Source organism: Microcoleus sp. AT8-A3 (assembly GCF_036705675.1).
Classification (GTDB): domain Bacteria; phylum Cyanobacteriota; class Cyanobacteriia; order Cyanobacteriales; family Microcoleaceae; genus Microcoleus.
The window spans coordinates 168,825-189,084 of sequence record NZ_JAUBVD010000005.1 but is presented as its reverse complement, the minus strand read 5'-3'; the positions used below and the strand labels follow the sequence as shown (position 1 = coordinate 189,084).

18 protein-coding genes are annotated in these 20,260 nt (G+C 46.6%); 6 read left to right on the top strand and 12 right to left on the bottom strand.

Translation table 11 applies throughout. The annotated features are described in order from the left end of the window. Positions 1-75 precede the first annotated feature (75 nt). A complete protein-coding gene (locus tag QUB51_RS05145; RefSeq protein WP_333260722.1) occupies positions 76-1,671 on the bottom strand; it encodes a DUF4335 domain-containing protein in 1,596 nt (531 codons plus the stop codon). Between the two features lie 199 nt (positions 1,672-1,870). Beyond that, the gene (locus QUB51_RS05140; RefSeq protein WP_333260719.1) at positions 1,871-2,476 is read right to left on the bottom strand and encodes a DUF3038 domain-containing protein; all 606 of its coding nucleotides are present in this window, start codon (positions 2,474-2,476) and stop codon (positions 1,871-1,873) included. Between the two features lie 384 nt (positions 2,477-2,860). On the opposite strand from QUB51_RS05140, the gene QUB51_RS05135 reads away from it, so the two are divergent. Both QUB51_RS05135 and QUB51_RS05130 read left to right on the top strand, forming a co-directional pair. Beyond that, entirely contained in the window at positions 2,861-3,073 is a 213-nt protein-coding gene (locus QUB51_RS05135) for a helix-turn-helix transcriptional regulator (protein ID WP_333044298.1), read from the top strand. Beyond that, positions 3,066-3,614 (top strand): hypothetical protein, encoded by a 549-nt coding sequence (locus QUB51_RS05130; RefSeq protein ID WP_333055707.1) that lies wholly within the window; start codon positions 3,066-3,068, stop codon positions 3,612-3,614. The genes QUB51_RS05135 and QUB51_RS05130 overlap by 8 nt, the downstream gene beginning before the upstream one ends. Here QUB51_RS05130 and QUB51_RS05125 read toward each other — a convergent pair. Next, on the bottom strand, positions 3,577-4,518 hold the full coding sequence (locus QUB51_RS05125; RefSeq protein WP_333055706.1) for a site-specific DNA-methyltransferase: 942 nt from the start codon (positions 4,516-4,518) through the stop codon (positions 3,577-3,579). The two genes, QUB51_RS05130 and QUB51_RS05125, sit on opposite strands and share 38 nt — an antisense overlap. Before the next feature lie 253 nt (positions 4,519-4,771). Next, complete coding sequence (locus QUB51_RS05120) at positions 4,772-7,465, bottom strand: endonuclease MutS2 (protein WP_333260726.1); 2,694 nt, start codon at positions 7,463-7,465, stop codon at positions 4,772-4,774. 608 nt (positions 7,466-8,073) lie between these two features. On the opposite strand from QUB51_RS05120, the gene QUB51_RS05115 reads away from it, so the two are divergent. Further along, positions 8,074-9,321 (top strand): response regulator, encoded by a 1,248-nt coding sequence (locus QUB51_RS05115; protein ID WP_333055705.1) that lies wholly within the window; start codon positions 8,074-8,076, stop codon positions 9,319-9,321. Positions 9,322-9,742: 421 nt separating this feature from the next. Here QUB51_RS05115 and QUB51_RS05110 read toward each other — a convergent pair whose 3' ends face one another. The 4 genes from QUB51_RS05110 to QUB51_RS05095 all read right to left on the bottom strand — a co-directional run bounded on the left by QUB51_RS05110 (position 9,743) and on the right by QUB51_RS05095 (position 13,591). After that, positions 9,743-10,978 carry a homoserine kinase gene (locus tag QUB51_RS05110; protein ID WP_333260715.1) on the bottom strand — a complete coding sequence of 412 codons (1,236 nt, stop codon included), beginning with the start codon at positions 10,976-10,978 and terminating at the stop codon, positions 9,743-9,745. 90 nt (positions 10,979-11,068) lie between these two features. Further along, entirely contained in the window at positions 11,069-11,563 is a 495-nt protein-coding gene (locus tag QUB51_RS05105; protein ID WP_333055703.1) for a tetratricopeptide repeat protein, read from the bottom strand. Positions 11,564-11,566: 3 nt separating this feature from the next. After that, entirely contained in the window at positions 11,567-12,133 is a 567-nt protein-coding gene (locus QUB51_RS05100; RefSeq protein ID WP_333055702.1) for a Uma2 family endonuclease, read from the bottom strand. Between the two features lie 222 nt (positions 12,134-12,355). Next, complete coding sequence (locus QUB51_RS05095; RefSeq protein ID WP_333207677.1) at positions 12,356-13,591, bottom strand: VWA domain-containing protein; 1,236 nt, start codon at positions 13,589-13,591, stop codon at positions 12,356-12,358. Between the two features lie 405 nt (positions 13,592-13,996). Between QUB51_RS05095 and QUB51_RS05090 the strand changes: the two genes are divergently transcribed. From QUB51_RS05090 to QUB51_RS05080, 3 genes are all read left to right on the top strand, one after another. Continuing rightward, the gene (locus QUB51_RS05090; RefSeq protein ID WP_333055700.1) at positions 13,997-14,656 is read left to right on the top strand and encodes an ATP-dependent Clp protease proteolytic subunit; all 660 of its coding nucleotides are present in this window, start codon (positions 13,997-13,999) and stop codon (positions 14,654-14,656) included. 161 nt (positions 14,657-14,817) lie between these two features. Then, entirely contained in the window at positions 14,818-15,411 is a 594-nt protein-coding gene (locus QUB51_RS05085) for an ATP-dependent Clp protease proteolytic subunit (protein ID WP_333055699.1), read from the top strand. A gap of 131 nt (positions 15,412-15,542) precedes the next feature. Next, positions 15,543-16,169 carry a DnaJ domain-containing protein gene (locus QUB51_RS05080; RefSeq protein ID WP_333055698.1) on the top strand — a complete coding sequence of 209 codons (627 nt, stop codon included), beginning with the start codon at positions 15,543-15,545 and terminating at the stop codon, positions 16,167-16,169. On the opposite strand, the gene QUB51_RS05075 is transcribed toward QUB51_RS05080, so the two are convergent. The 4 genes from QUB51_RS05075 to QUB51_RS05060 form a co-directional block, all read right to left on the bottom strand. Further along, complete coding sequence (locus QUB51_RS05075) at positions 16,163-17,092, bottom strand: serine/threonine-protein kinase (protein WP_333260711.1); 930 nt, start codon at positions 17,090-17,092, stop codon at positions 16,163-16,165. The two genes, QUB51_RS05080 and QUB51_RS05075, sit on opposite strands and share 7 nt — an antisense overlap. A gap of 115 nt (positions 17,093-17,207) precedes the next feature. Then, positions 17,208-17,528 (bottom strand): DUF7873 family protein, encoded by a 321-nt coding sequence (locus QUB51_RS05070; RefSeq protein ID WP_333055696.1) that lies wholly within the window; start codon positions 17,526-17,528, stop codon positions 17,208-17,210. Positions 17,529-17,699: 171 nt separating this feature from the next. Further along, entirely contained in the window at positions 17,700-18,653 is a 954-nt protein-coding gene (locus tag QUB51_RS05065; protein ID WP_333055695.1) for a hypothetical protein, read from the bottom strand. Positions 18,654-18,663: 10 nt separating this feature from the next. Beyond that, positions 18,664-20,169, bottom strand: a complete 1,506-nt coding sequence (locus QUB51_RS05060) for an MBOAT family O-acyltransferase (RefSeq protein ID WP_333055694.1) — start codon at positions 20,167-20,169, stop codon at positions 18,664-18,666. Positions 20,170-20,260: the final 91 nt, after the last annotated feature.

Genomic DNA, 20,260 nt, shown 5'->3' with positions numbered 1-20,260 from the left:
GGCGTCCCGCCCGTCCAAAAAAGACGGGCGGGACGCCCATCCCACAAACTTGTGGAAGTTATTTAATTCTCATTCCTAATCACTCTCTTCCAAAAAGGTTTGTACTCGACCGTTCGGCCTCAAAACAACTCTAATTTTCGGGTTTTTCCCATTAGAAACGGCAGAAACAAACGGCTCGCCGGCTAATGGCATATTAACTTGCTCGATATAATCTGCGGCTGCTTTTCCCATCGGCATAATACTTTCAACTGACCCATTTTCATCGATCAGCACGCTGTATTCCAAAGTTTGTTCCATTCCTTCAGGAGGCTTCCAGCGTTCCTCAAAGTAAGTTCTAGCTTCTGAAACTTGAGGAATAGTATCAAATAAAGTGCGGTTTTTTTTGCTCGCCGCCACCTGATTGTTATCCTCAGACTCGGCACTCGGTTGAGCGTCCTCAAGGGCTGGGAGTTCGGTACTGGCTGGGGGGACAATCGGCTCGATGGGGCTGGGGAAGGTTTGGGGCGGGGGAACAGGAAATCGGGAAGCCGACAGGGATGGCGGCAGGGGGGGCGGTACGGCGGGAGCCAGTCTCGGCGGTAGAGGGGGCAGCACGTAGGGTACTGGTGCGGGTGCTTGGGGGGCGGAAATGGGCGGTTCTTCGGGGGCGGGAATTGTGATTGTTTGCCCTTGAGGGAAAGCTGGGGCGCTCTGTGGGGCGCTGGCTGCGTTGCCGTTGGCGGGAAATAGCAGGGGTGGCTGCTGGATAGGGCTGGGTCTGTTGGTGGCTGGAGTTGGGGCGAGGGCGATGGGGGGTAAGCTGGGGCTGGGGGAGGCGGCGGTGTTGATGGGCGGGGGCGGCAGGGGCGGTAAAGCGGGTGTGGCTGCGGGTGTTGGTGCTGGGGGTGTCGGTAGGGCGGGAACTGGACTGGGGGAAACGCCGGCAGCTAACTGGGGGTTTCCAGGAACGGTGCTCAATTGTGGATTGGCGGGGGCTGTGGCGGGGGCTGAGGCGGTTTGCGGGGAGGTGGCGGTTCGATCGAGCATTTTGATAGTTCCTGTCGTCAGGCCGGCGCTGGCTACCAGCAATGCTGCCACCTTGAGCCAGGGTGAGGACAGCGGTTGTCGGGGTTCGCGGTTGAGGTTGGGAAGCGCCATCACTTCGGCGGCGCAGTTATCTAGTGCTGTGGCTAAGTCAAACAGTTGCAGGGTGCTCAAGGGAACTACTGGCCCGGATTCTGCGGCGCTCAAAGAGCCTAAAAATAAGTTGTGGGCGAGCAAGCCGCGGGGTTCTAAGCGGGGGGGAACCGGAAGGTAGGCTGTGTTGGGGGCCCAGGTTGCTAGTTCGGCAGTGTTGACGGCTCGATCGAATATAACTGCGTTATCCGATGCTTCTGGCGAGTCTGGACCTGCTGCGGTACGATCGATTTGAGAGTTGAGGTTGTTTTCCCAATCGCGGGATTCGCCGAGCAAGTTTTGGACGTAGGTGCTAACAGCTTCGTGGAGGGTTTCGAGTTGAATGCGATCGCCCCTGATAGTAACGTGTTGGGTATCTGGCAGCCTGGGGTCGTCGAGTCGCAGCTCAAAACTTAAAGATTTAAACACCGGTTGGCCCGCCCAGCGAGATAGAGGCGAACTTTTGGCTGTAATTTCCAGCGTGCAAGTGGGGGGCGTGTACCGTTTGAGAACCATAGCGAAGAAGGAAGAAGGAAGAGGGAAGAAGGAAGAAGGAAGAGGGAATAACTATGTTTTATCTGATATTTTGCAGCATTCTTAACAAGCTTTTTTAGCAACAGGCAAGATGCCTGTTCCACAACAAATAAATTTTTTGGTGGAACAGGCATCTTGCCTGTTGCGGAGCTTTGTCATTCTCGTTCCCATTATGCTTAGCTTAATTTTTAGCGCGGTCTAGAAGTGCCAGCCAGAGGCGGCGGTGGCCGCCGGGACTGCTGTAAAATAGCAAATCGATCAGGAGTTTGAGGGCCAAATTAGTCAGTTCTCGGGCCGATAAATTTTCTGCATCTTCCATGCGCGAGCTATAAGTGTTGCTGAACCTGTCAATATAATCTCCCAACAAAGCGATTGTGTGAGGTTCGCGGTTTTGCTCTGCCATTTGTTCGAGCAAAGCAACAGCGCGGCGGATTAAAGCTTGGTGCTGACAGGCCAAATGACAGCTTATCAAAACGAGCGATCGAGCTTCCTCCACATCGAGTTTTTTGCGCCCTCCCTGGCCTTTCCGCAGCGGGTTAGATTGGCGCAGCCGCCACAAAGCTACCCGATCGGCTACCATTGGCTCTAAATTCAGTTCGGCTGCTACCTTGAGCATCGCCTCTGAGCCAATTTCTGCCAGTGCTTCTAGGGCTAACAGCACTAAATCCAGTTGGGCTTTAATGTTGTCCAACTGGGTAGGTTCTGGTGCTTTTTGGGTCAATTCTGCCCAGTTGGGAGATGGGCCCGTTTCGTTTGTGGGAGCGGAGGGCTTTACGGTCGAGCGCATGGCTTCAGCACGGGAAATTAAGACAGGTTGAGGCAGGATATCAAACAGTATGCAGTGATAAAAGCTTTGCAGCCTGTGGGCAACAGCACATCTGTTAAGTTGTCTCCATAGCTCGTTGCTTTGATTCCGGCAATCCTAACTGCAGGACGGAGTTGCGGGTGAAAAGTTGCGGTTTCAAGGAAGATCGATCGCGATCGGCAAAACCCATAGATTTTTACCCCTAACCATGCTACGCCGCAGAGTGACCGAAATCAAATCAGTGCCTTGAAACTATCGGGACTTATATCAATGCAAACATCCTAGCGCTCTCGAATGCTACTTATAGTCTGTCGCTACTCATAGTCTGTCAGATTATAGTTGTCATGGCTTCATCTGGCGCCATCTATGGATATTACGGAGCAATTTGGTAAAAAAGTTAGACATTTCCGAAAGCTCAGAAATCTTTCCCAAGATCAGCTTGCAGAACTATCTGAATTACATCGCACCTATATTGGTTCAGTTGAACGAGGGGAACGGAATATAACGCTGCTTAATGCCAGCAAAATAGCCAAGGCATTATCCGTTAGTCTAGCTGAACTGGTAACTGCTGATGACTGAAAGAAGACTAGAGCAAATTTTAGCAAGATACCAAAAATCATTTACCGAAAAAATTTATGCAGAAGAGAATGAAGAACACGATATTTTAATGGATGTGTTTGGTATTTCTCCAATAATAAAAAAAGAAAATAGGCAATATTGGGGGCGTGAGTTAGGTATGTGTTGGCAATCGTTAGTTACTGAAACGTGTAAAACATATTGCAGTAGCTTTAAGCCAGCATTGAAAGTTGAAAGCGATGAGCCGTGCGATCTGATTGTTGATGGGTACGCAATAGATACAAAATATCGTATTGGCTCAGGAGATTCTGGAACACTGAAAAAGTTCAAATCTTATGGCGAACTACTTCGTAATCTTAATTACGAGCCCGTCTTTTTAATACTTAGACAAGATAATTTGCCCGCAGCTATTACAGCGTGCCAAAAAGGGACTTGGAAAGTTTACACAGGGGACGATTCGTTTGAGTTTATACAAACAATAAGCGGGTTTGATTTAAAGTCATTTCTTATTGAAAAAGTGGGAGAATTCCCTGTATACCGCTGAAACTATCAAGGCGCTTGTTGATAATCTCTATGTAGTCAGGTACTATTTCAATGCCAACATACCTAATGCCAAATTCTTGCGCCGCCAGCAATGTAGTTCCAGATCCTGCGAAAGGATCGATTAGAATAGAATTTTCCAAACGCGGTACAAATATTTCGACCAGCTTTCTCATGAGAGCGATTGGTTTAACTGTGCAATGGACGTTAAACTCCTCGGTTTTCTCACGCTGTATACCTTCTAAAATATTTGACTGAAAACCACCGAACCGATCTTTAGTATAAAATAGACCAGTACCATACTCCTGTAGAGTTTCCAAGTAATTATTGACCAGTGGTTTTTGAAGTACGCAGATTGCTTCCCATTCGTTCCTCAGACAACTGTGCCAACCATCCCATTTTTCAGAATTTTCATATCCTTTCTTCTCTAACTGTTGTTTGATATTGACACCCTTAGGGATACCGCTCGATCTTTTATAAACAAGAATATCTCTCGCATAGAAACCAGCACTTTCAAGTGCTACTTGTACGTGAGCAACAGTCCGCGTGCTGTTGAAAACTAAAACTGTCGCACCCGGTTTGCAGATCCGAAAAAGCTGCTCACCCCACTCAAAGCACCACTTTTCATAATCCAGAGTGTTGTTACGATTCCTTTGATACCATTTTTCATTTCTGACTCCACCTGCTAAACCACTGCCATAGGGAATGTTTTTGACAAGGGTTTTATTTCCCTTGCCATTGACTCTTTCAATACGCCTTTGAATTTCTGAGTCATCCCATTTATGACCAATAAATTCATAATTATAAGGTGGGTCAGTGATACAGGCAGAAATATAATTTTCTGGCAAGGTCTTCATCACTTCACGACAGTCGCCCACCAAAACTTCATTTGAGGGAGTTTTTTTCATGAGTCAGGCAGTTACTAAAGTGGGAAATCAACTCTTAATTATGCCACATTTGCAGTAGATAGTGAATCTAAATGAGTCGTGAAACACTCTTCTCTTTCCAAACTTCGCGTTCTTTGCGTCTTCGCGGTTCGTAAAAAAAAATCACAACTCATTTACACTCCCTATAGGCAGTCTAAATCATAGATTCATTCCAGCTTGTTTTGCTGCATCCAAACATATAATTAGTAATCCACCAGAAATCCCTCAATCCTGACTACTTCAAATAAACCACCGTCACACCTGCACCTCCTTCTTTTTGACTGGCGAGCTCAAAGCGGGAAACCTGCGGGTGATTCGCGAGGAACTCGTGAACCCCGCGCCGCAACTGTCCCGTACCTTTACCGTGAATTATCCATAGCACTCCGTATTCCACAGCCTTGGAAAGAGCTCTGTCTATTTCGATTTCTGCGTCTGAGACTCTCGCACCCCGTAAGTCGATCGAATTATTAGCAGTGCGAATGGCAATTTCGGGATTGGGTTTTGCAGGTTCCGCCGCTGCTTGCTTGGCTTTAGCCGTAGCGAGTGCTTGGGCTTGGGCTGCAACCTTGGCTAATTGAGCTTTCGTTTCCGGTTTTTGACCGTCGAGGGATTCAATTTCTCCTAGTTTGACAGTCATTTTCATAATCCCAAACCGAACGCTCAACTCTTCGTTAGCGTCGGGGCCGCTGAGGACTTCGGCGGTTTGGCCCAAGCTGGGAATGCGGATGCGATCGCCCACTTTCGGCATAAAACTCGGTTTGGGTTTAGCCGGTTGTTGCCGAGAGGGCAGGTGTTTTTGGGAAATTTGATTTAAGGTTTCTGTCGCTTGTTGGGCATTTTGAGCCGTCTGATTGCCCGACTGCAAGCGACGAATGATTTGAGCAATTTCTGATTTTGCCGACCCTATCGCCTCATTTACTGCCACTTCCTGAGCTATTTTTAGTTCTCGCTCCCGCTCTTGCAAAGCGGCTGCTTTTTGAGAAACTTCTCTGTGCAATTTTTCGGTTTGGTGTAGCAGTTGAGTTGCTTCTCTGGCCTTGGTTTCCTGTTTCCGGCGCTGTGCTTCGAGTCCAGCAATTACTTGATTGACATCTTGAGACGCTCCCCCGACATAGGTTTGAGCTTCATCGACTATGGATGCTAGCAAACCCAGTCTTTTGGCAATGGTGAGGGCGTTGGAACGTCCGGGAATTCCCCACAGCAAGCGATAGGTTGGCTGCATGGAATTGTCGTCAAATTCTACTGAGGCATTTTCAAAGCGGGAGTCTTGATATTTGAGGGCTTTGAGTTCGCCAAAGTGGGTAGTTGCAACTGTTAATAGGGAATGTTGGGCGAGGTATTTCAACAGGGCGATCGCCAATGCACTGCCTTCTGAGGGGTCTGTTCCCGCTCCTACTTCGTCTAACAAAACTAAAGATTTGGGAATTGGTAATTGGGAATTGGTAATTGGGATTTGGGGTTGGGGAATTTGTAATTTAGGTTTGAGAATTGGGAGAGCAGAAACAGTGTTCTGTGTATCTATGACTTCTTCGTCTTGCTGTTGGGAATTAGTAATTGGAAGGTTGGAATTTTCTTCCCCTTCAGCCTGCGATTTATTGTGTAAAACTTCTAAAATGCGGCTGATGCGGCGGATATGGCCGGAGAAAGTAGACAAACTTTGCTGCAAAGATTGTTCGTCACCAATATCAGCCAAAATATTGTCGAACCAAGGCAATTCTACGGGTTCGCGGGCGGCAACAAACATTCCTGCTTTCGCCATTAAAGCTGCCAATCCCAAGGTTTTGAGGGTGACAGTTTTGCCGCCAGTGTTGGGGCCAGTAATGGCGACGACGCGGATGTGCGGCCCGATCGTTAAATCGACCGGCACGACTGGAAACCCTTGCTCGTGCTGTTGCTGCCAAACTAATAACGGATGGCGCAACTGGCGCAGGGTAATTTGCGATCGCAGGTTGCGAATTAATAATTGACTGTTTTCTTCTTTTTCCTCATCTTCTTTTTCCTCATCTTCTTTTTCGGGATTTTTTGGTGCTAATTCTGGCTCTCCCAATTCGATAAATTTCGGCGGATTTGCTTGCAGCCAAAAACTATAACGCGCTTTAGCGACCGCTAAATCTAAAGTTGTAACTACAACCACCAATCTGTCTAAATCGGGTTTTACTGCTGCGACTTGCTCGGTGAGGGCGCGGCGGACTGCTTCTTCTTCGGCTTGTTCTTGCCTGAGAAACTGCCGCATTTGGTTGTTAAGATTGACTGTATTGTGGGGTTCTACGTAGAGTGTCGCGCCACTGGCCGAGGAGTCGTGAACGATGCCCGGTATGGCATCTTTTTGGGGAGCTTTGACGGGAATGACAAAGCGTCCGCTTCTTTGGGTAATTAGCTGTTCTTGTACGGCGTTGGATTGGCGCTGCAAAATCCCCTGCAATATTTGATAAATGCGATCGCGCAACTGTCGCATTTGAACTCTAATTCCTGCTAATTTAGGAGTTGCTCTGTCTGCTACTTGAGCGCGATCGTCTATACAGCGATGGATTTCTTGCTCTAGTTCGGGATAAGTCCGCAATTGGGCTGCTAGTTCTTTGAGCGTCGGCACATCTGCCTGAGAGTCAATTATCCGGCGCAATTGCCTTGCTCCGGCGAGGGTAGTAGCAATTGCCAGCAATTCTTCGCCGCTGAGCAAACCTTGGAGTTCGGCTCGTTGCAGGGAAGTGCCGATGTCTTGGATTCCTTCAAAACTCAAAGCACCGCCAGCGCGGCTCTCTAACTGATAAGCTTCCTGAGTTTGGGCGAGGAGTTCGGCTGTTTGAGCTTGAGTTGCCGGGATTGCGAGGTCAAGGGCGGCGGCGACGCCGAGTTTGGTGGCCGCGAAGGTAGCCAAGTGCTGACACAGGCGCGGCCATTCTAATAGTTCTAGTGTTTCGGCTTGAATCAAAGTTGAGGTGGTGTTGGTAATTGGCATTCTCAGGCGCTGACCGAGAAGGTGAATTTAACGATACTATTAATTAATTTTAAAGTTTTTTATTGTTTCCTGGCGCAATTTGAGAAAGTATCTGCGATCGCCCTCCGCAGTCTTTCGGCCGACAGCTCTGATGTAACATTAATTACGAAGGAGAAAATTTGCATTTTTGCATTACCCGTCTAAAATTATACCTTCTCGTGATACCATTCCCCAAAAAATCTACAACTTTAGGCAAGCTCCCAACTATTATACAGTAAGTCAATCGATTTTAGATTTTAGATTTTAGATTTTAGAATTGAAGCATTGACTTGCGCGAGATAAATACGTTCGGCAAGTTTCTCGGATACAGGTTTTTAATTTCTCCACGGATGAATCACGTGGCGGGTATCCTGGATGTTTTCGGTCATTACCAATTTTTTACTCTAAAATATAAAATCTAAAATGGTATGGGCTATTTTGGGTTTTGAGGGAGCGGGTATGGGCTGTTTTTTGATGTAATTGAACTATTTTGGAATTTTAAATCTGTCAGCGCAATTCTGGCGGTTGTATCCTAAAAAGTAATTTGTGGAGATGATAGAAGTATGGCAAAGATTCTGGCGATCGTCGCGGATACTGTGACTTTTCAAGTTGTGAAAGAGTTACTCAGCCAAGAGGGACATCAGGTGAGAGTCGTTTCCGACGACAAGGAGGGTTTAGACTTGGCGAAGGAATTGTCCCCCGATGCGATAATTTGCGACGGGACTTCGCGTCAAATCAACTTCTTGGAGGTGTGCCGGCTGGTGAAAGCCGAGCGAGAATTGGCGGCAGCCTATTTTATTCTGCTGACAACACCGGAGCAATTTGATGAAGTTCAAGCATTGGATGCGGCCTTTGACGATTTTCTGTTTAAACCGATAGTTAAGCAGGAATTATTGGCGCGGGTGCGCGCGTCTAAGCGATCGCACGAGTTGAGGGCGCGGTTGGAGTTAACCCAGCAAGAATTGGATCTGTCGCGCGATCGAATGCTGCAAAATGAAAAAATGTCTAGTTTGGGCGAATTGGTGTCTGGGATAGCCCACGAAATTAACAACCCCATTACTTTTATTTACAGCAATCTAACTCACGTCCAAAGCTACGCAGCCGATTTAATTGAACTGCTGCGATTGTATCAAAAAGAGCTAGTCAATCCCGGAGCGGAAATTATGCAAAAACAACAAGATATGGATGTGGAATTCGTTCTGGACGATTTATTGAAAATTGTGAGTTCCATGCGTACCGGGAGCGATCGCATCCGCCAAATAATTTTGTCGCTACAGGATTTTTCCCGCAGCGATCGATCGGGCTGGCAGTTATTTGATGTTTCCGACGGTTTAGAAAATACTCTGTTGTTGTTGCAGCACCGCTTGCCGGCTCGCGAGGGAAGGCGAGACATCAAGGTGATCAAACAATTCGGCAATTTGCCACAGATTGAGTGTTATGCAGGTCTGCTAAATCAAGCTTTTCTGAATATCATCAATCACGCGATCGATGCTTTGGAAGAGTCGGCTCAAGAGTTGGAGGAGTTGGAATCAATCAAATTTAAGCCCGTGATTTTGATAACCACTCAGGTAGTCGATGGTCAGCGAATTTCGATTGAGATTGCTGATAACGACATCGCACATAGCAAAGATATCACAGCCCAAATTTCCGATCCATTTTTGGCAGCAAAACCTGCGGAATCACCCATATCATCGGGACTTGCTCTCAGCTATCGGATAATTGTAGAGCAGCACAAAGGAGAGTTCAAGTGTTTTTCCGAACCGGGTAAAGGCACTAAAATTCAGATAGAGATTCCGCTGCGTCACAGTTAATTAGGAATGAGAATTAAATAACTTACAATGCGTGATGGTTCTTGTGGGATGGGCGTCCCGCCCGTCCAGAAAGGGCGAGCTAAGAGTGCCCAACCCCTAGTCCCCACAAACTTGTGTAAATTATTTAATTCGCGATCCTTAATAGTATTTACCGTTGGTGGGGGCGGATTTTTGAGATTGTTGGTTTTAGCCTGAGATTATGGTGAATCCGCCCCTACAATGACTGCTTTTTTTTAAAGGTAAAATTTTGTAGAGGGAATGGCAGAAGTTATCGAGAAGAGACTTGAGTTGATCTTCCAGAGATTTGAAGGAGAGAGGAAGAGAATAGAAATATGAATAATTCCACGGAGAGGGGCAACGACGGGGGGTTGCCCCTACAAAACACGGTTATGTAGATGTTGTGTGTCTAGGAGTGAAATAACTAAAGGGAGACTTGCGCGCCTTGAGTATCGAGGGCGATCGCCCTTACCTCAGCCTTTACCCCAAATTCCATCCAAGCAGCCGCCATCCCTTTCTCAACCGCAACAGCGTTAGCCACATCCGTTAAAGCTAAAAGCGTTGGCCCCGCACCGCTAATTACCATTTCATAGGCCCCTGCATTCAGGGCAGCTTGTTGCACCGCTTCATATCCCTTAATCAGAGATTGGCGGTAAGGTTGGTGAATTTTGTCTTGGAGGGCGCAGCGCAGCCAGTTTTCATTGCCAGTTTCCAAAGCCCGCACTAGCAAACCGAGGTGTGCCGCATTAAAAATCGCGTCAGCCTTGCTGTAATCTGCAGGCAAAACTTTGCGGGCTTCGGCTGTAGACAGTTCAAAATCGGGGATGGCTACCACGGGCACAATATTTGGATGCCAGGGAATATCGCAAATTTCCCAGGAACCCCCCCCCTGCCCCCCCTTGCTAAGGGGGGGTGATTGTGTGAGCCCCCCCTTAGCAAGGGGGGGTGATGGTAGAATTTCCGCATCTAAGGGTGATTGTTCTGTTAGCCCCGCTTCACGGAGAGAGAATTCTTCTCTTAGCCCCCCCTTACTAAGGGGAAGTTGTTCTCTTAGCCCCCCCTTACTAAGGGGGGGTTGGGGGGGTGCATTGCTAGCAGCTTCGGTAAGTGCGGGTGATTGTTCTGTTAGCCCCGCTTCACGGAGAGGGAATTCTTCTGTTAGCCCCCCCTTACTAAGGGGGGGTTGGGGGGGTGCATTGCTAGCAGCGAGGCGACATCCTCCCAGTAAAGCGGGGACAACGTTGTCGGGATGTCCTTCAAGTTCGATCGCCAATTGCATCACTTCCACCTGACTCAAAGGCGCACCGGCTAACTCATTTGCACCGACTAACCCACCGATAATAGCTGTGGCGGAACTTCCTAAACCTCTAGCCAGCGGCACTTGCATATCTATATGTATGGCTACGGGCGGCGGCGATTGGTTCAGGCGATCGTATAACTTTATAAATGCTTGATAAGCGAGATTGCTGTCATCTGTCTTGACTTTGGCGGCTTCAGAGCCTGTAACAGTAATTTTTAGTTTCTCGGTTGCTGAGGGTTCGAGTCGGGAGAATTGGAAGCGGTTGTAGAGGCTTAAAGCGGCGCCGATGCAGTCGAATCCTGGGCCTAAGTTGGCGGTTGTGGCGGGTACGGTGACGGTGACGGTGGAAGTTTCGAGCATTTTTTGAATAGTTAATTTGGAATGTTTAACCGCCGATGAATGCGGATGAACGCAGAGCGAAGGATATTATACTATGTTTTCAAAAGCACTCTATTTTTGCAGCATTTCAAGATGCTTGATGGCATCTTGATAATCGTTGGTATTGCCATCTTTTTGATATAGTTCGGCTGCTTTCTGATAATCAGCGATCGCCCCGTCTTTGTCTTCTAAGAACTCGCGGACTCTGGCGCGGTTGTAGTAGGCATCGCCGTAGTTGGGGTTGATTTCAATTGCGCGATCGAAATCTGCTTTAGCTGCTGGGTAATCTTTGAGATTGCGGCCGTGGATGATGCCGCGTTTGTTGTGGGCTTTGGCGTAGTTGGGGTTGAGGCGGATGGCTTCGGTGTAATCGGCGATCGCCCCTTGAATGTCTCCCGCCTCTGATTTGGCTAAAGCACTATTGAATAAATCTTCAGCAGGATTTTGAACAATCGTTTTTTGAGCTATTAATATTGCTGAGGATTTAGCAGAGACAGCAAGGGATATATTACCAAAGATAGTAAAGATTACTAGAGTAGCAATTAAATTGTAAAATGATGATTTCATAATTTAGGCAAAAATTTGAGCGACAGAACAACTAAAACCGGGCAACAAAGGCGAAGTTAGTTCATCATTGCTCAACAGCGTAGCAATGAGCCTTAAACTTGCTTGTTCCCTGCGATAAACTTCTATTTGCTGCAATTGCCAATTCACAACCCAGTATTCCTGCACTCCTCGCACTGAATAGAGTCTAAGTTTCAAATCTCGATCGCGTCTCTGATTGTCTGCACCGGGGGATAACACTTCAACAATTAACTCGGGTGCGGCGGTTAAATGGCCGGCTTCGTCTAGCAAGATAGCCAAGCGTTCATTACTCGCCCAAACTACATCAGGAATGACGTTATCAGCGTCCGTGAAAATAAGACCCGGATTGATGGCGGCTCGTCCCAAACCAGTAGACATCGACCAAGTATCAAGGCAAGAAAAAAATCTGCCACAAGTCTGTTGATGCCCCCAATGCGGTGCTCTAGTCATAAATAGCTCCCCATCAATAATTTCATAGCGATCGCCGTTATCGGGCAATAGTTCTAAATCGGCGGTAGTCCAGCGTACTTTATCAGATATTGTCTGGTTCATACAAGCACTCTTGATAGGTGATAGAAACATTCTAAACCATCGAGCTTCTTGTCGCTCCACAGCTTGAAACAATCCGGCTACACTGACTTTCGCTTTTTGCAGGCGAGACTCAGAATATTGAAACCCGCCTGGGCGCGGGTTTCGTTTTTGTAGGGGCGATTTCGCATCGCCAAATTGTCCGATCGCCAAATTTAAAATTATTGAAAATTTCAAATCGCGCGATTACTTCAAAATAGTTTTAGAAGCAATCCGAGTTTTCTTGCGATCGGCTTCACTCAATTGTTCGCCAGACTGCAAGCGAGTAGCAGAGGTTTGGAGCACAGTTGCGGCACTTTTATCGCCCATTTGCAGAGCAGTTTTAGCAGCAGTTTGCAGCATTGTTGCCGCGCCGGCGCGATCGCCCTGTTGCAATCGGGTTTCTGCGAGTTGAGTTTGGCGGTATTTAGCCAAAGCTAAAATGTGCTGCTGTACCATCGGGTTAATGGCCGGCTGATAAACTTTCACGACATTAGCGGAAAGTGCAACAGGATCGGAAAGCAAACCTTGGCCGACACTCGGATCGTCGTAGCGAATTTGCAATTGCCCGATCGCCTGTGTACCTTCGGGCAACTGTCCAATATAAATATTAGCCAAAACTACTCGCTCTATATCCTTCATTAAATCTCCCAGGCGTACCATAAAACGATCGCCCTCTTGCTGTACCGGTAATTCGATCGTATCCGGGGCAACTTGGGCGATCGGTTTGAGTTCGGCTAACCGTACTTTTGGCATCAGTGAAAATAGCAAATAAGCATTAGTCAAACCTACACCTTGGATGCGAGTAAATAGTTTGCTAAACTCGTCAACCGCATCTTCGGGACGCTGAATGTGAGCCAGAGCACCGCCACCAGCATCAGCAATCTTTTCCAAAATATCCTGGTTCCAGTTATCGCCAAATCCTAGAGAATTTAAAGTCATGTTGTAGTCGGCAGCCAATTTAGCCAACTTCAAACAGCGGCTGTCGTCGCCGTGTTCGTTTTCGCCGTCAGTCAGCAGAAACGCCTGAGATATAGCTTCTTTTTTGCCTTTGCCCAACTCTTCAATACCTAACTTAATGCCCTCATCAATTGCTGTGCCACCGGCCGATCGCAATTGCTCAATTTGCCGTTTAATACTGCTGGGGTCTCCCACAATTTGATTGGGGACGAGGACTTTGGCTTTATGATCGAAAGCCACCGCGCAAAAGCGATCCCCGGGCTTCAACCTGTCCAGCAACCGTCCGGCGGCTTGTTTGACTGTTTCCAAGGGGCGTCCGCCCATCGAACCGCTGTGGTCGAGAATCAGGCACAGGTTTAAGGGTACGCTGGAGTCGATCGAGCTTGCCGTCGCAGACACCGAAATCGCTAGCTGGCGCTGCGTTGAGGGCGCAGCAGCGTCAAGGTTAGGGTCGTTTAAAACCGGGAGCAAACTAACTTTCATGCGGGATACCTAAAGATTGCGTTAGTATTTCTTTAAGAATAGCTCCATCAGTTCAGGCAACATTTCGGTTATGTCAGGAACCTCAGCCTAAGTGCATGAGGCTTGTAAGAGATTCTTGCGAGCCGTCCTGACCAGCCTAAGACTTTCGAGGTCTACGTTTTTTGAGTCATGACACCCTGGGATGCGAAGCTAGTCCCCTGCCCTGTCATTTGCAGTTAAACAGTTTTAAGGTCACTGAAACAGTGCTGCAAGTTTAACAAGCTCTAAAAACATTGGCGAAGCTAACTTTACCCGTAAGGGAGTTTTGGAGAAGACCACATCTCCACGGAGGGGCAACCATACCCCTCCACCCCAATCCAATGTAAAGCCGTCCTAGAAGGACGGGGTTTCAGACTCATTTTTCTGATGAACACACCCATTAAAGCAGTGCAATCGCCATACTACGGGGAAGGGAACTCTCGGACGCCACCTCCCGATTTGCCATCCCTGTTGCTGAAGGAGCGGATCGTTTATCTGGGGATGCCTCTGGTGCCTGCGGTAACAGAACTGATTATTGCTGAACTGTTGTTCTTGCAGTACGAAGACCCCGAGAAGCCGATCAAAATCTACATCAACTCGACCGGCACTTCTGGTTACAGTGGCGAACCCGTCGGCTTTGAAACAGAAGCCTTCGCTATCTGCGATACGATCAGGTACATTAAGCCGCCCGTACACACTATTTGCCTCGGTTCGGCAATGGGGATGTCTGCGATGCTGTTAGCGGCTGGTACAAAAGGCTTTCGAGCGAGTTTGCCCCACGCTTCCATTGTGTTGCACCAACCCAAGGCTTACACGCGGGGTCAAGCAAGCGACATTCAAATTCGCGCTAAGGAAGTGCTGGCAAATAAAGCGACGATGCTTGATATTTTTGCAAGCTGTACTGGCCAACCGATCGAAAAGATTACTAAAGATATGGATCGGTTGCTGTACCTGACGCCCCAGGAAGCTAAAGAATACGGTTTGATCGATCGCGTTCTTGAAAGTTCTGAAGAATTGCCGAAACCGCTGCCGGCTGGAGTCCTCTAATTCGGTTAGGGGGTATTAGTTATTAGTTATTAGTTATTGGTTAGGGTTTATTGGTCATTATAACCACAAACTAAAAAACCGGAAATAACAACTAACAAATAACTAATAAACCATAACCAATTGCCCGATCACCAATTACCAACTAAACGGAGTTCCGAATTATGCCTATCGGTGTGCCAAAAGTTCCCTACAAGATGCCGGGGGGTTATGATACTCAGTGGATTAATATCTACGATCGCCTCTACCGGGAACGGATTATTTTCTTGGGCAGGGACGTTGACGATGAAATTGCCAATCAAATCATCGCTGTGATGCTCTATCTTGATTCGGAAGATTCAGGTAAGGATATTATTTTATACATCAATTCCCCAGGCGGGATGGTGTCGGCAGGCATGGCTATTTTTGATACCATGCAGCACATTAAATCAGACGTGGTGACGATTTGTGTGGGCTTGGCTGCTTCGATGGGTTCTTTCCTGTTAGCTGCCGGTGCGAAGGGGAAACGGTTAGCTTTGCCTCACTCGCGCATCATGATTCACCAGCCTTCTGGGGGCACGCGGGGACAAGCAACGGATATTCAGATTGAGGCCAAAGAGATTCTGCGACTGCGCCACCAACTCAACGGTATCTATGCTAAGAATACTGGCAAGCCGATCGAGAAAATCGAGAAGGACATGGATCGCGACTATTTCATGTCCGCTGAGGAAGCCAAGGAATACGGCTTGATTGACAGAGTGATCGAAGATCGTCCGTAAGTTATTTTTGCGCTACCGTAGTGCGGGCAAGCCTCGCACTACAACCCAGTTTTTCGGTAAATTTTGGCAGAATCTTTACATTGAAGGATTCTGCCATATTTAATGGTACTATCAACGCTCATTCATGCTAGATGGATATTGCAGATTATTACCGACAGTTAGGGCTGAGGTTAGGTGCGAGTTTATCGCAAGTTAAGACCTCTTATCGGCAGTTAGCGAGACAGTATCACCCCGATGTGAATCCGGGAAACGAACAGGCTAAAAATAAGTTTATTGCTATTACTGAGGCTTATAAGTTCCTGGTGAATGTTGCCCCCCACCATGTTGCGGAGTCGAAAGTTGCCAATTCCACTGTGCCGCCTAGTTCGACACCGCCGGATCGGGGGGTGAAAGCTCAACCGCAGGCAGTTAAGGTGACTCGAAAAGAGGCTGCGGTTCAATCTCATGCGGATCTGTCGGCGGTGGAACAAAAGTTAAAGCAAGATGCTTATGTTGAGTTGCAGCAGTTGCTGAAATATCACAGGTTCCCGCGGGCGATCGCCTTGATTGAGGGTTTGGCCCAGCGGGTTCCCGAAGATTTGGAGGTGCGTCAGTGGCAGGCGATCGCCTATCAGCGCTGGGGACGGCATTTGATCGGAGAAAAGCAGGTTGATAAGGCGAGAATTTATTTGAAAAAGGCTGTGAAAACTGACCCTCACAATCGGGCTTTGTGGGCGGAAGTTGAGCGGGATTTTCGCAGGTTGGAAGAGATTTATTGAAGCGATGTTGCGTCCCCCTTTTGCAGGGGGTCTGCGTCGTGAATTTTTAATTTTTCTAAAATAACTTGGGTATTTTCAGGTCTGTTTTCTGGTAGCGGTTCCATCAATTCGTCGATCGACTCTAGGAGTAACGGGTCAATATCTACAGCCTGGTTCCTCCAATTAATTTTACCAGTTTTTTCATTAACGGGAAAGTCGATCGGCTCTATGCCTGTTAATAAATGTACAAAAGTACGCCCTAGGGCAAAAAAGTCCGATCGCACGCCTGCTGTACCTAGAATTTGTTCGGGTGCGGCGTATCCAGCAGAACCTATGGGTGCGGTATCTATATCTGCTTCTGTGGCGGCGCCGAAGTCAATTAATCTCAATTTCCCATTCGCTTCAACCATCAGGTTGGATGGCTTAATATCCCGATGCAATACATGATATTTGTGGATTTCCTGCAAAATATAAAGCATTTGTTGCAGCCAATCAAGAGCTAGTTTTTGAGAAACGTACTGTTTTTTAGTTAATAATTCTGCCAAGTTTTCTCCGCTAATTTTTTCCATCACCAAACAAGACAATTTCTGGAAGTTCTGGGGGATTTTAATTGGGAAATAACCGTCTGGTTCGACTTGGGGAACAGATCCCTTTCCGGCCAGCCAAATCAAAACTCGCGCTTCTTGCTTGAACAAGCGAACTAAATCGGGGTTGTGGGCGTGTTTCAAGACTTTTAAAATTTTGACAGTGCCCCATTCGTTTTCCCCGGTTCCCAAATCTTCAACTTCAAAGATGTCTGTGGGGCGTGCGGGATTGGGCGATCGCACTGGTTTAAGGATGCGATAGCGATCGGCAATTAACAAATCCGTGCCACAAGCTTGACAATTTTGAGCAGCAGCAGGATTTTCGCGTTGTTCGCATTGAGGATTGATGCAGTAAATCATACCATTTTAGATTTTAGATTTTAGATTTTAGATTGGAAATGACGGACGCTGTATCGGTTTAGAGCTTGGTTTTGCATTTTTTTTTTGGGGAAGTCGTATCACTTTGATTGATAAATTACCATAAAACCCAGCAGTTCTGATCGTCTACAGTTATGTCAGCGCGGGCGCTACAATTTGTCCAATCTTTGGTTGCGGTTACGTCGAAGAGTTTGGTCAAAAATTCAGTCATTTTGCGGATAATCTCTTCGGCTTTGACTTCAACTTTTTTGGACTCTGGCGGCAGTTGTTCGCCTTCTTCGTCTTTGGGGCGGTAAGTACGGGAGATTCCAGAAAGCACAGCGGGCTTCTGGAGTGCTTTTTGAGCTTCTGCGAGTTCTTGGACGGATCGGCTTTTGATGCCTTTTTCGATCGCAATAATCTGATTTAAGCGTGGCATTGTTCGATGTTATTGACGCTGAACTCATATCAAGCCGGGTTAATACTGATAATCGAATTGTTTGTCCTGTGGCTTTTAGGGCTTTGAGGACTCTCCCTCCTCAGTACCAACCTCACGATCGTTCTTTAACCAGACTTGATCGTTATGTAGTATGCCACACTTCAAAGTAAATTACAAGCTTTCTTTTCTAGGCGCGGTGCCAACAGAGCCCGTCGCTACCGTACTCAGCAATTTATCTCTCAAAAACTCGGCAAAATCTCTAGCGTCGCTGCGGATCAAGTGGATGCCATCATTGGTACGCCATTCTCGCTCTTTCGGGGGTGGCAGCCACTCAAAACGATCGGACGGAAACAGCTTTTTAGCCAATTCTTGGACTTGTTTTCTCCTGATTGCAGCGTTAACTCGTGACTCTTGCGGTATGTCAAATAAAACTACTTTTGCCCCGCTATTTTTTTGGATTTCTGCGATTTGAATTTTAATAAACTCAGCTTCTTTTTTTATAGCTTCTGCATCTTGTTCAGACAAAGGTTGACTTTGAATATCTACTATCGTTTGGATAGCTTTTTGGGATAAGTCGGGAGTAAGATATCGACCTTCTAATCTGTCTAGAGCCTCTCGCGTCACTTTTTGACTCGGCTTCGATCGACTTTTAAAAACATCCACAAAAATGCTAATCGGACGGTATTCCTCTCTCATCATTGGTAGATACTGGCGTAACCAATAAAAAAGAGGATGATACAAAGAATCCATTAATTCTGTATCTATTTTCCGAACAATAGTATCGTTAATTTCCACCAAAACAATAGGAGGCTTGGTTTTACTTCTTTTAACTATTTCTAAACCTGTTTGGCTCGCTCCTCCCCCCAAGGCTATGCTCTTTACGCCCTCTCCAATGTCTTTAATATTAAGGTTTGCAGCTAGAGAACTACCTACCATTACCATTTTTAGATCGGAATTATCCTGATATACATACCTTTGAGTTTTAACAATATTATTTTGAAGCAGGCTAACTCCATCGGAAGCAGGCAAAACTCCGCCGCTGACGAGCGCTTGATAAAAACTCATTATAAACAGAAAAATTAGTACCGGGCGCAAAATCGGTCGCAACGGGAATTTGACAAACATAGAACACCTTCTAGAATTGGAAATAAATAAATTGTTTCGAGCTGCCACTGTTGAGGAATATCATTGCTAGCATAATTCCTAAAGCTAAATCTTGATAAACGCTCCAGACTTTTTGGCCGTTTTTATTTGAATCCTGTTTCATCAGATTTTGCCAAGTGGGAAAATGGGGAATGTGATAAATCACTACTGGTAGGGAAAAAATTAGCGTCGGAATAATGTGACTCCAACCGGGCTTGATTTTATAGTTGCGAACTAAAGTAACTGCGAAGTCAACCGCTTCTTCAAATCGAGGCAGTTTGAAAAGCAGCCATCCCACGGAAACAAAAGAGAAAATGCCTAAAACGCTAAGGCTGTCCAATAATAATTGCTGCCAGATTGGTTTGGTTTTTGCTTGATTTGGTTCTGGCAATTTGTTTTTGGATTTGTCGAAGCCAAAAAAGCGTTCTACGGCTAAACCCAAGCCGTGATAAATTCCCCAAACTGCATAACTCCAAGCAGCCCCATGCCATAATCCTCCTAAAGTCATTACTATCATTAAGTTAACATAAGTTCTGATTCTGCCTTTGCGGTTTCCGCCGAGGGGAAAGTATAGATAATCTCGGAGCCAAGTTGAGAGGGAAATGTGCCACCTTCTCCAGAATTCGGAGAGGGAACGAGAGATGTAAGGAAAGTCGAAGTTGTCGGGAATTCTGTAACCCAAAGCGGCTGCAAAACCGATCGCAATTAAGGAGTAACCGGCAAAATCGGCGAAAATTTGGATTGAGTAGCCAAACAGCAGTGTCAGGTTGGTAATCGTTCCAAATCCTTGGTAGTAGGGAAAGCTGATCCAGAAGGTATAGTCTTTTAAGTTGTCGGCGATGACCATTTTTAGGAAGTAGCCGACAACGAGCGAGCGAAAAATGAAATTCCAAGGAATATCTTTAAAGTATTTAGGAACAATCTGGGGATAAAAAGTCTTGGATTTTAAAATCGGGCCTGACAGTAAATTGGGGAAAAAGCTAATAAAAAATGAAGTATTTAGCAGGTGTTGGGTGAAGTTGGGCGAGACGTAAGCGTTTGCTTCGGTTTCGCTTTTGTTTTTTTGAGTCAGTACGTCTACGATTAAACTTATGCCTTCAAATGTGTAGAAAGAAATGCCGATAGGCAGAGGCAATTTTAAGAATAAATAAGCAATGCTGCCTTCGGAGCGAGCAATATTAAAAACATCGGTAACAAAGTTAGTTAGCAAACCAGCGTATTTAAACAAGCTCAAAATTAATACATTGAGAACGACTCCCGATAAAGCCCAAAAAAATCGCTGTTTCTTGCCAGAAATCCGGGCAACTTGAAAGCTGACTGTAGCGTTGATAAGAATGGAGAGTAGCAGGATCAGCAACAGTGCGGGGGCGCTCCAACTGTAAAAAATAAAGCTGGCAATTATCAGGATGGGAACCTGCAATTTTTGCAACGGAGGGAAATAATATATGGCGAAAACAATCGCAAAAAATACTAAAAATTCAATACTGTTAAATAACATAATTTGTGATTTCGCTCTTTTACGTAGCCTGTGACCCACTATATCAACCGCCTGGGACTAATGGCAAGACTAGCCCAGAACCCGATCGCGA

Bases quoted from the DNA above. Each gene is read 5' to 3' on its own strand.
- QUB51_RS05100 (WP_333055702.1), bottom strand. From the start codon at position 12,133: ATGAACCAGACAATATCTGATAAAGTACGCTGGACTACCGCCGATTTA.
- QUB51_RS05125 (WP_333055706.1), bottom strand. From the start codon at position 4,518: ATGAAAAAAACTCCCTCAAATGAAGTTTTGGTGGGCGACTGTCGTGAA.
- QUB51_RS05145 (WP_333260722.1), bottom strand. From the start codon at position 1,671: ATGGTTCTCAAACGGTACACGCCCCCCACTTGCACGCTGGAAATTACA.
- QUB51_RS05080 (WP_333055698.1), top strand. From the start codon at position 15,543: ATGGATATTGCAGATTATTACCGACAGTTAGGGCTGAGGTTAGGTGCG.
- QUB51_RS05065 (WP_333055695.1), bottom strand. From the start codon at position 18,653: ATGTTTGTCAAATTCCCGTTGCGACCGATTTTGCGCCCGGTACTAATT.
- QUB51_RS05135 (WP_333044298.1), top strand. From the start codon at position 2,861: ATGGATATTACGGAGCAATTTGGTAAAAAAGTTAGACATTTCCGAAAG.
- QUB51_RS05085 (WP_333055699.1), top strand. From the start codon at position 14,818: ATGCCTATCGGTGTGCCAAAAGTTCCCTACAAGATGCCGGGGGGTTAT.
- QUB51_RS05115 (WP_333055705.1), top strand. From the start codon at position 8,074: ATGGCAAAGATTCTGGCGATCGTCGCGGATACTGTGACTTTTCAAGTT.
- QUB51_RS05105 (WP_333055703.1), bottom strand. From the start codon at position 11,563: ATGAAATCATCATTTTACAATTTAATTGCTACTCTAGTAATCTTTACT.
- QUB51_RS05140 (WP_333260719.1), bottom strand. From the start codon at position 2,476: ATGCGCTCGACCGTAAAGCCCTCCGCTCCCACAAACGAAACGGGCCCA.
- QUB51_RS05060 (WP_333055694.1), bottom strand. From the start codon at position 20,169: ATGTTATTTAACAGTATTGAATTTTTAGTATTTTTTGCGATTGTTTTC.
- QUB51_RS05090 (WP_333055700.1), top strand. From the start codon at position 13,997: ATGAACACACCCATTAAAGCAGTGCAATCGCCATACTACGGGGAAGGG.
- QUB51_RS05130 (WP_333055707.1), top strand. From the start codon at position 3,066: ATGACTGAAAGAAGACTAGAGCAAATTTTAGCAAGATACCAAAAATCA.
- QUB51_RS05070 (WP_333055696.1), bottom strand. From the start codon at position 17,528: ATGCCACGCTTAAATCAGATTATTGCGATCGAAAAAGGCATCAAAAGC.
- QUB51_RS05095 (WP_333207677.1), bottom strand. From the start codon at position 13,591: ATGAAAGTTAGTTTGCTCCCGGTTTTAAACGACCCTAACCTTGACGCT.
- QUB51_RS05110 (WP_333260715.1), bottom strand. From the start codon at position 10,978: ATGCTCGAAACTTCCACCGTCACCGTCACCGTACCCGCCACAACCGCC.
- QUB51_RS05075 (WP_333260711.1), bottom strand. From the start codon at position 17,092: ATGATTTACTGCATCAATCCTCAATGCGAACAACGCGAAAATCCTGCT.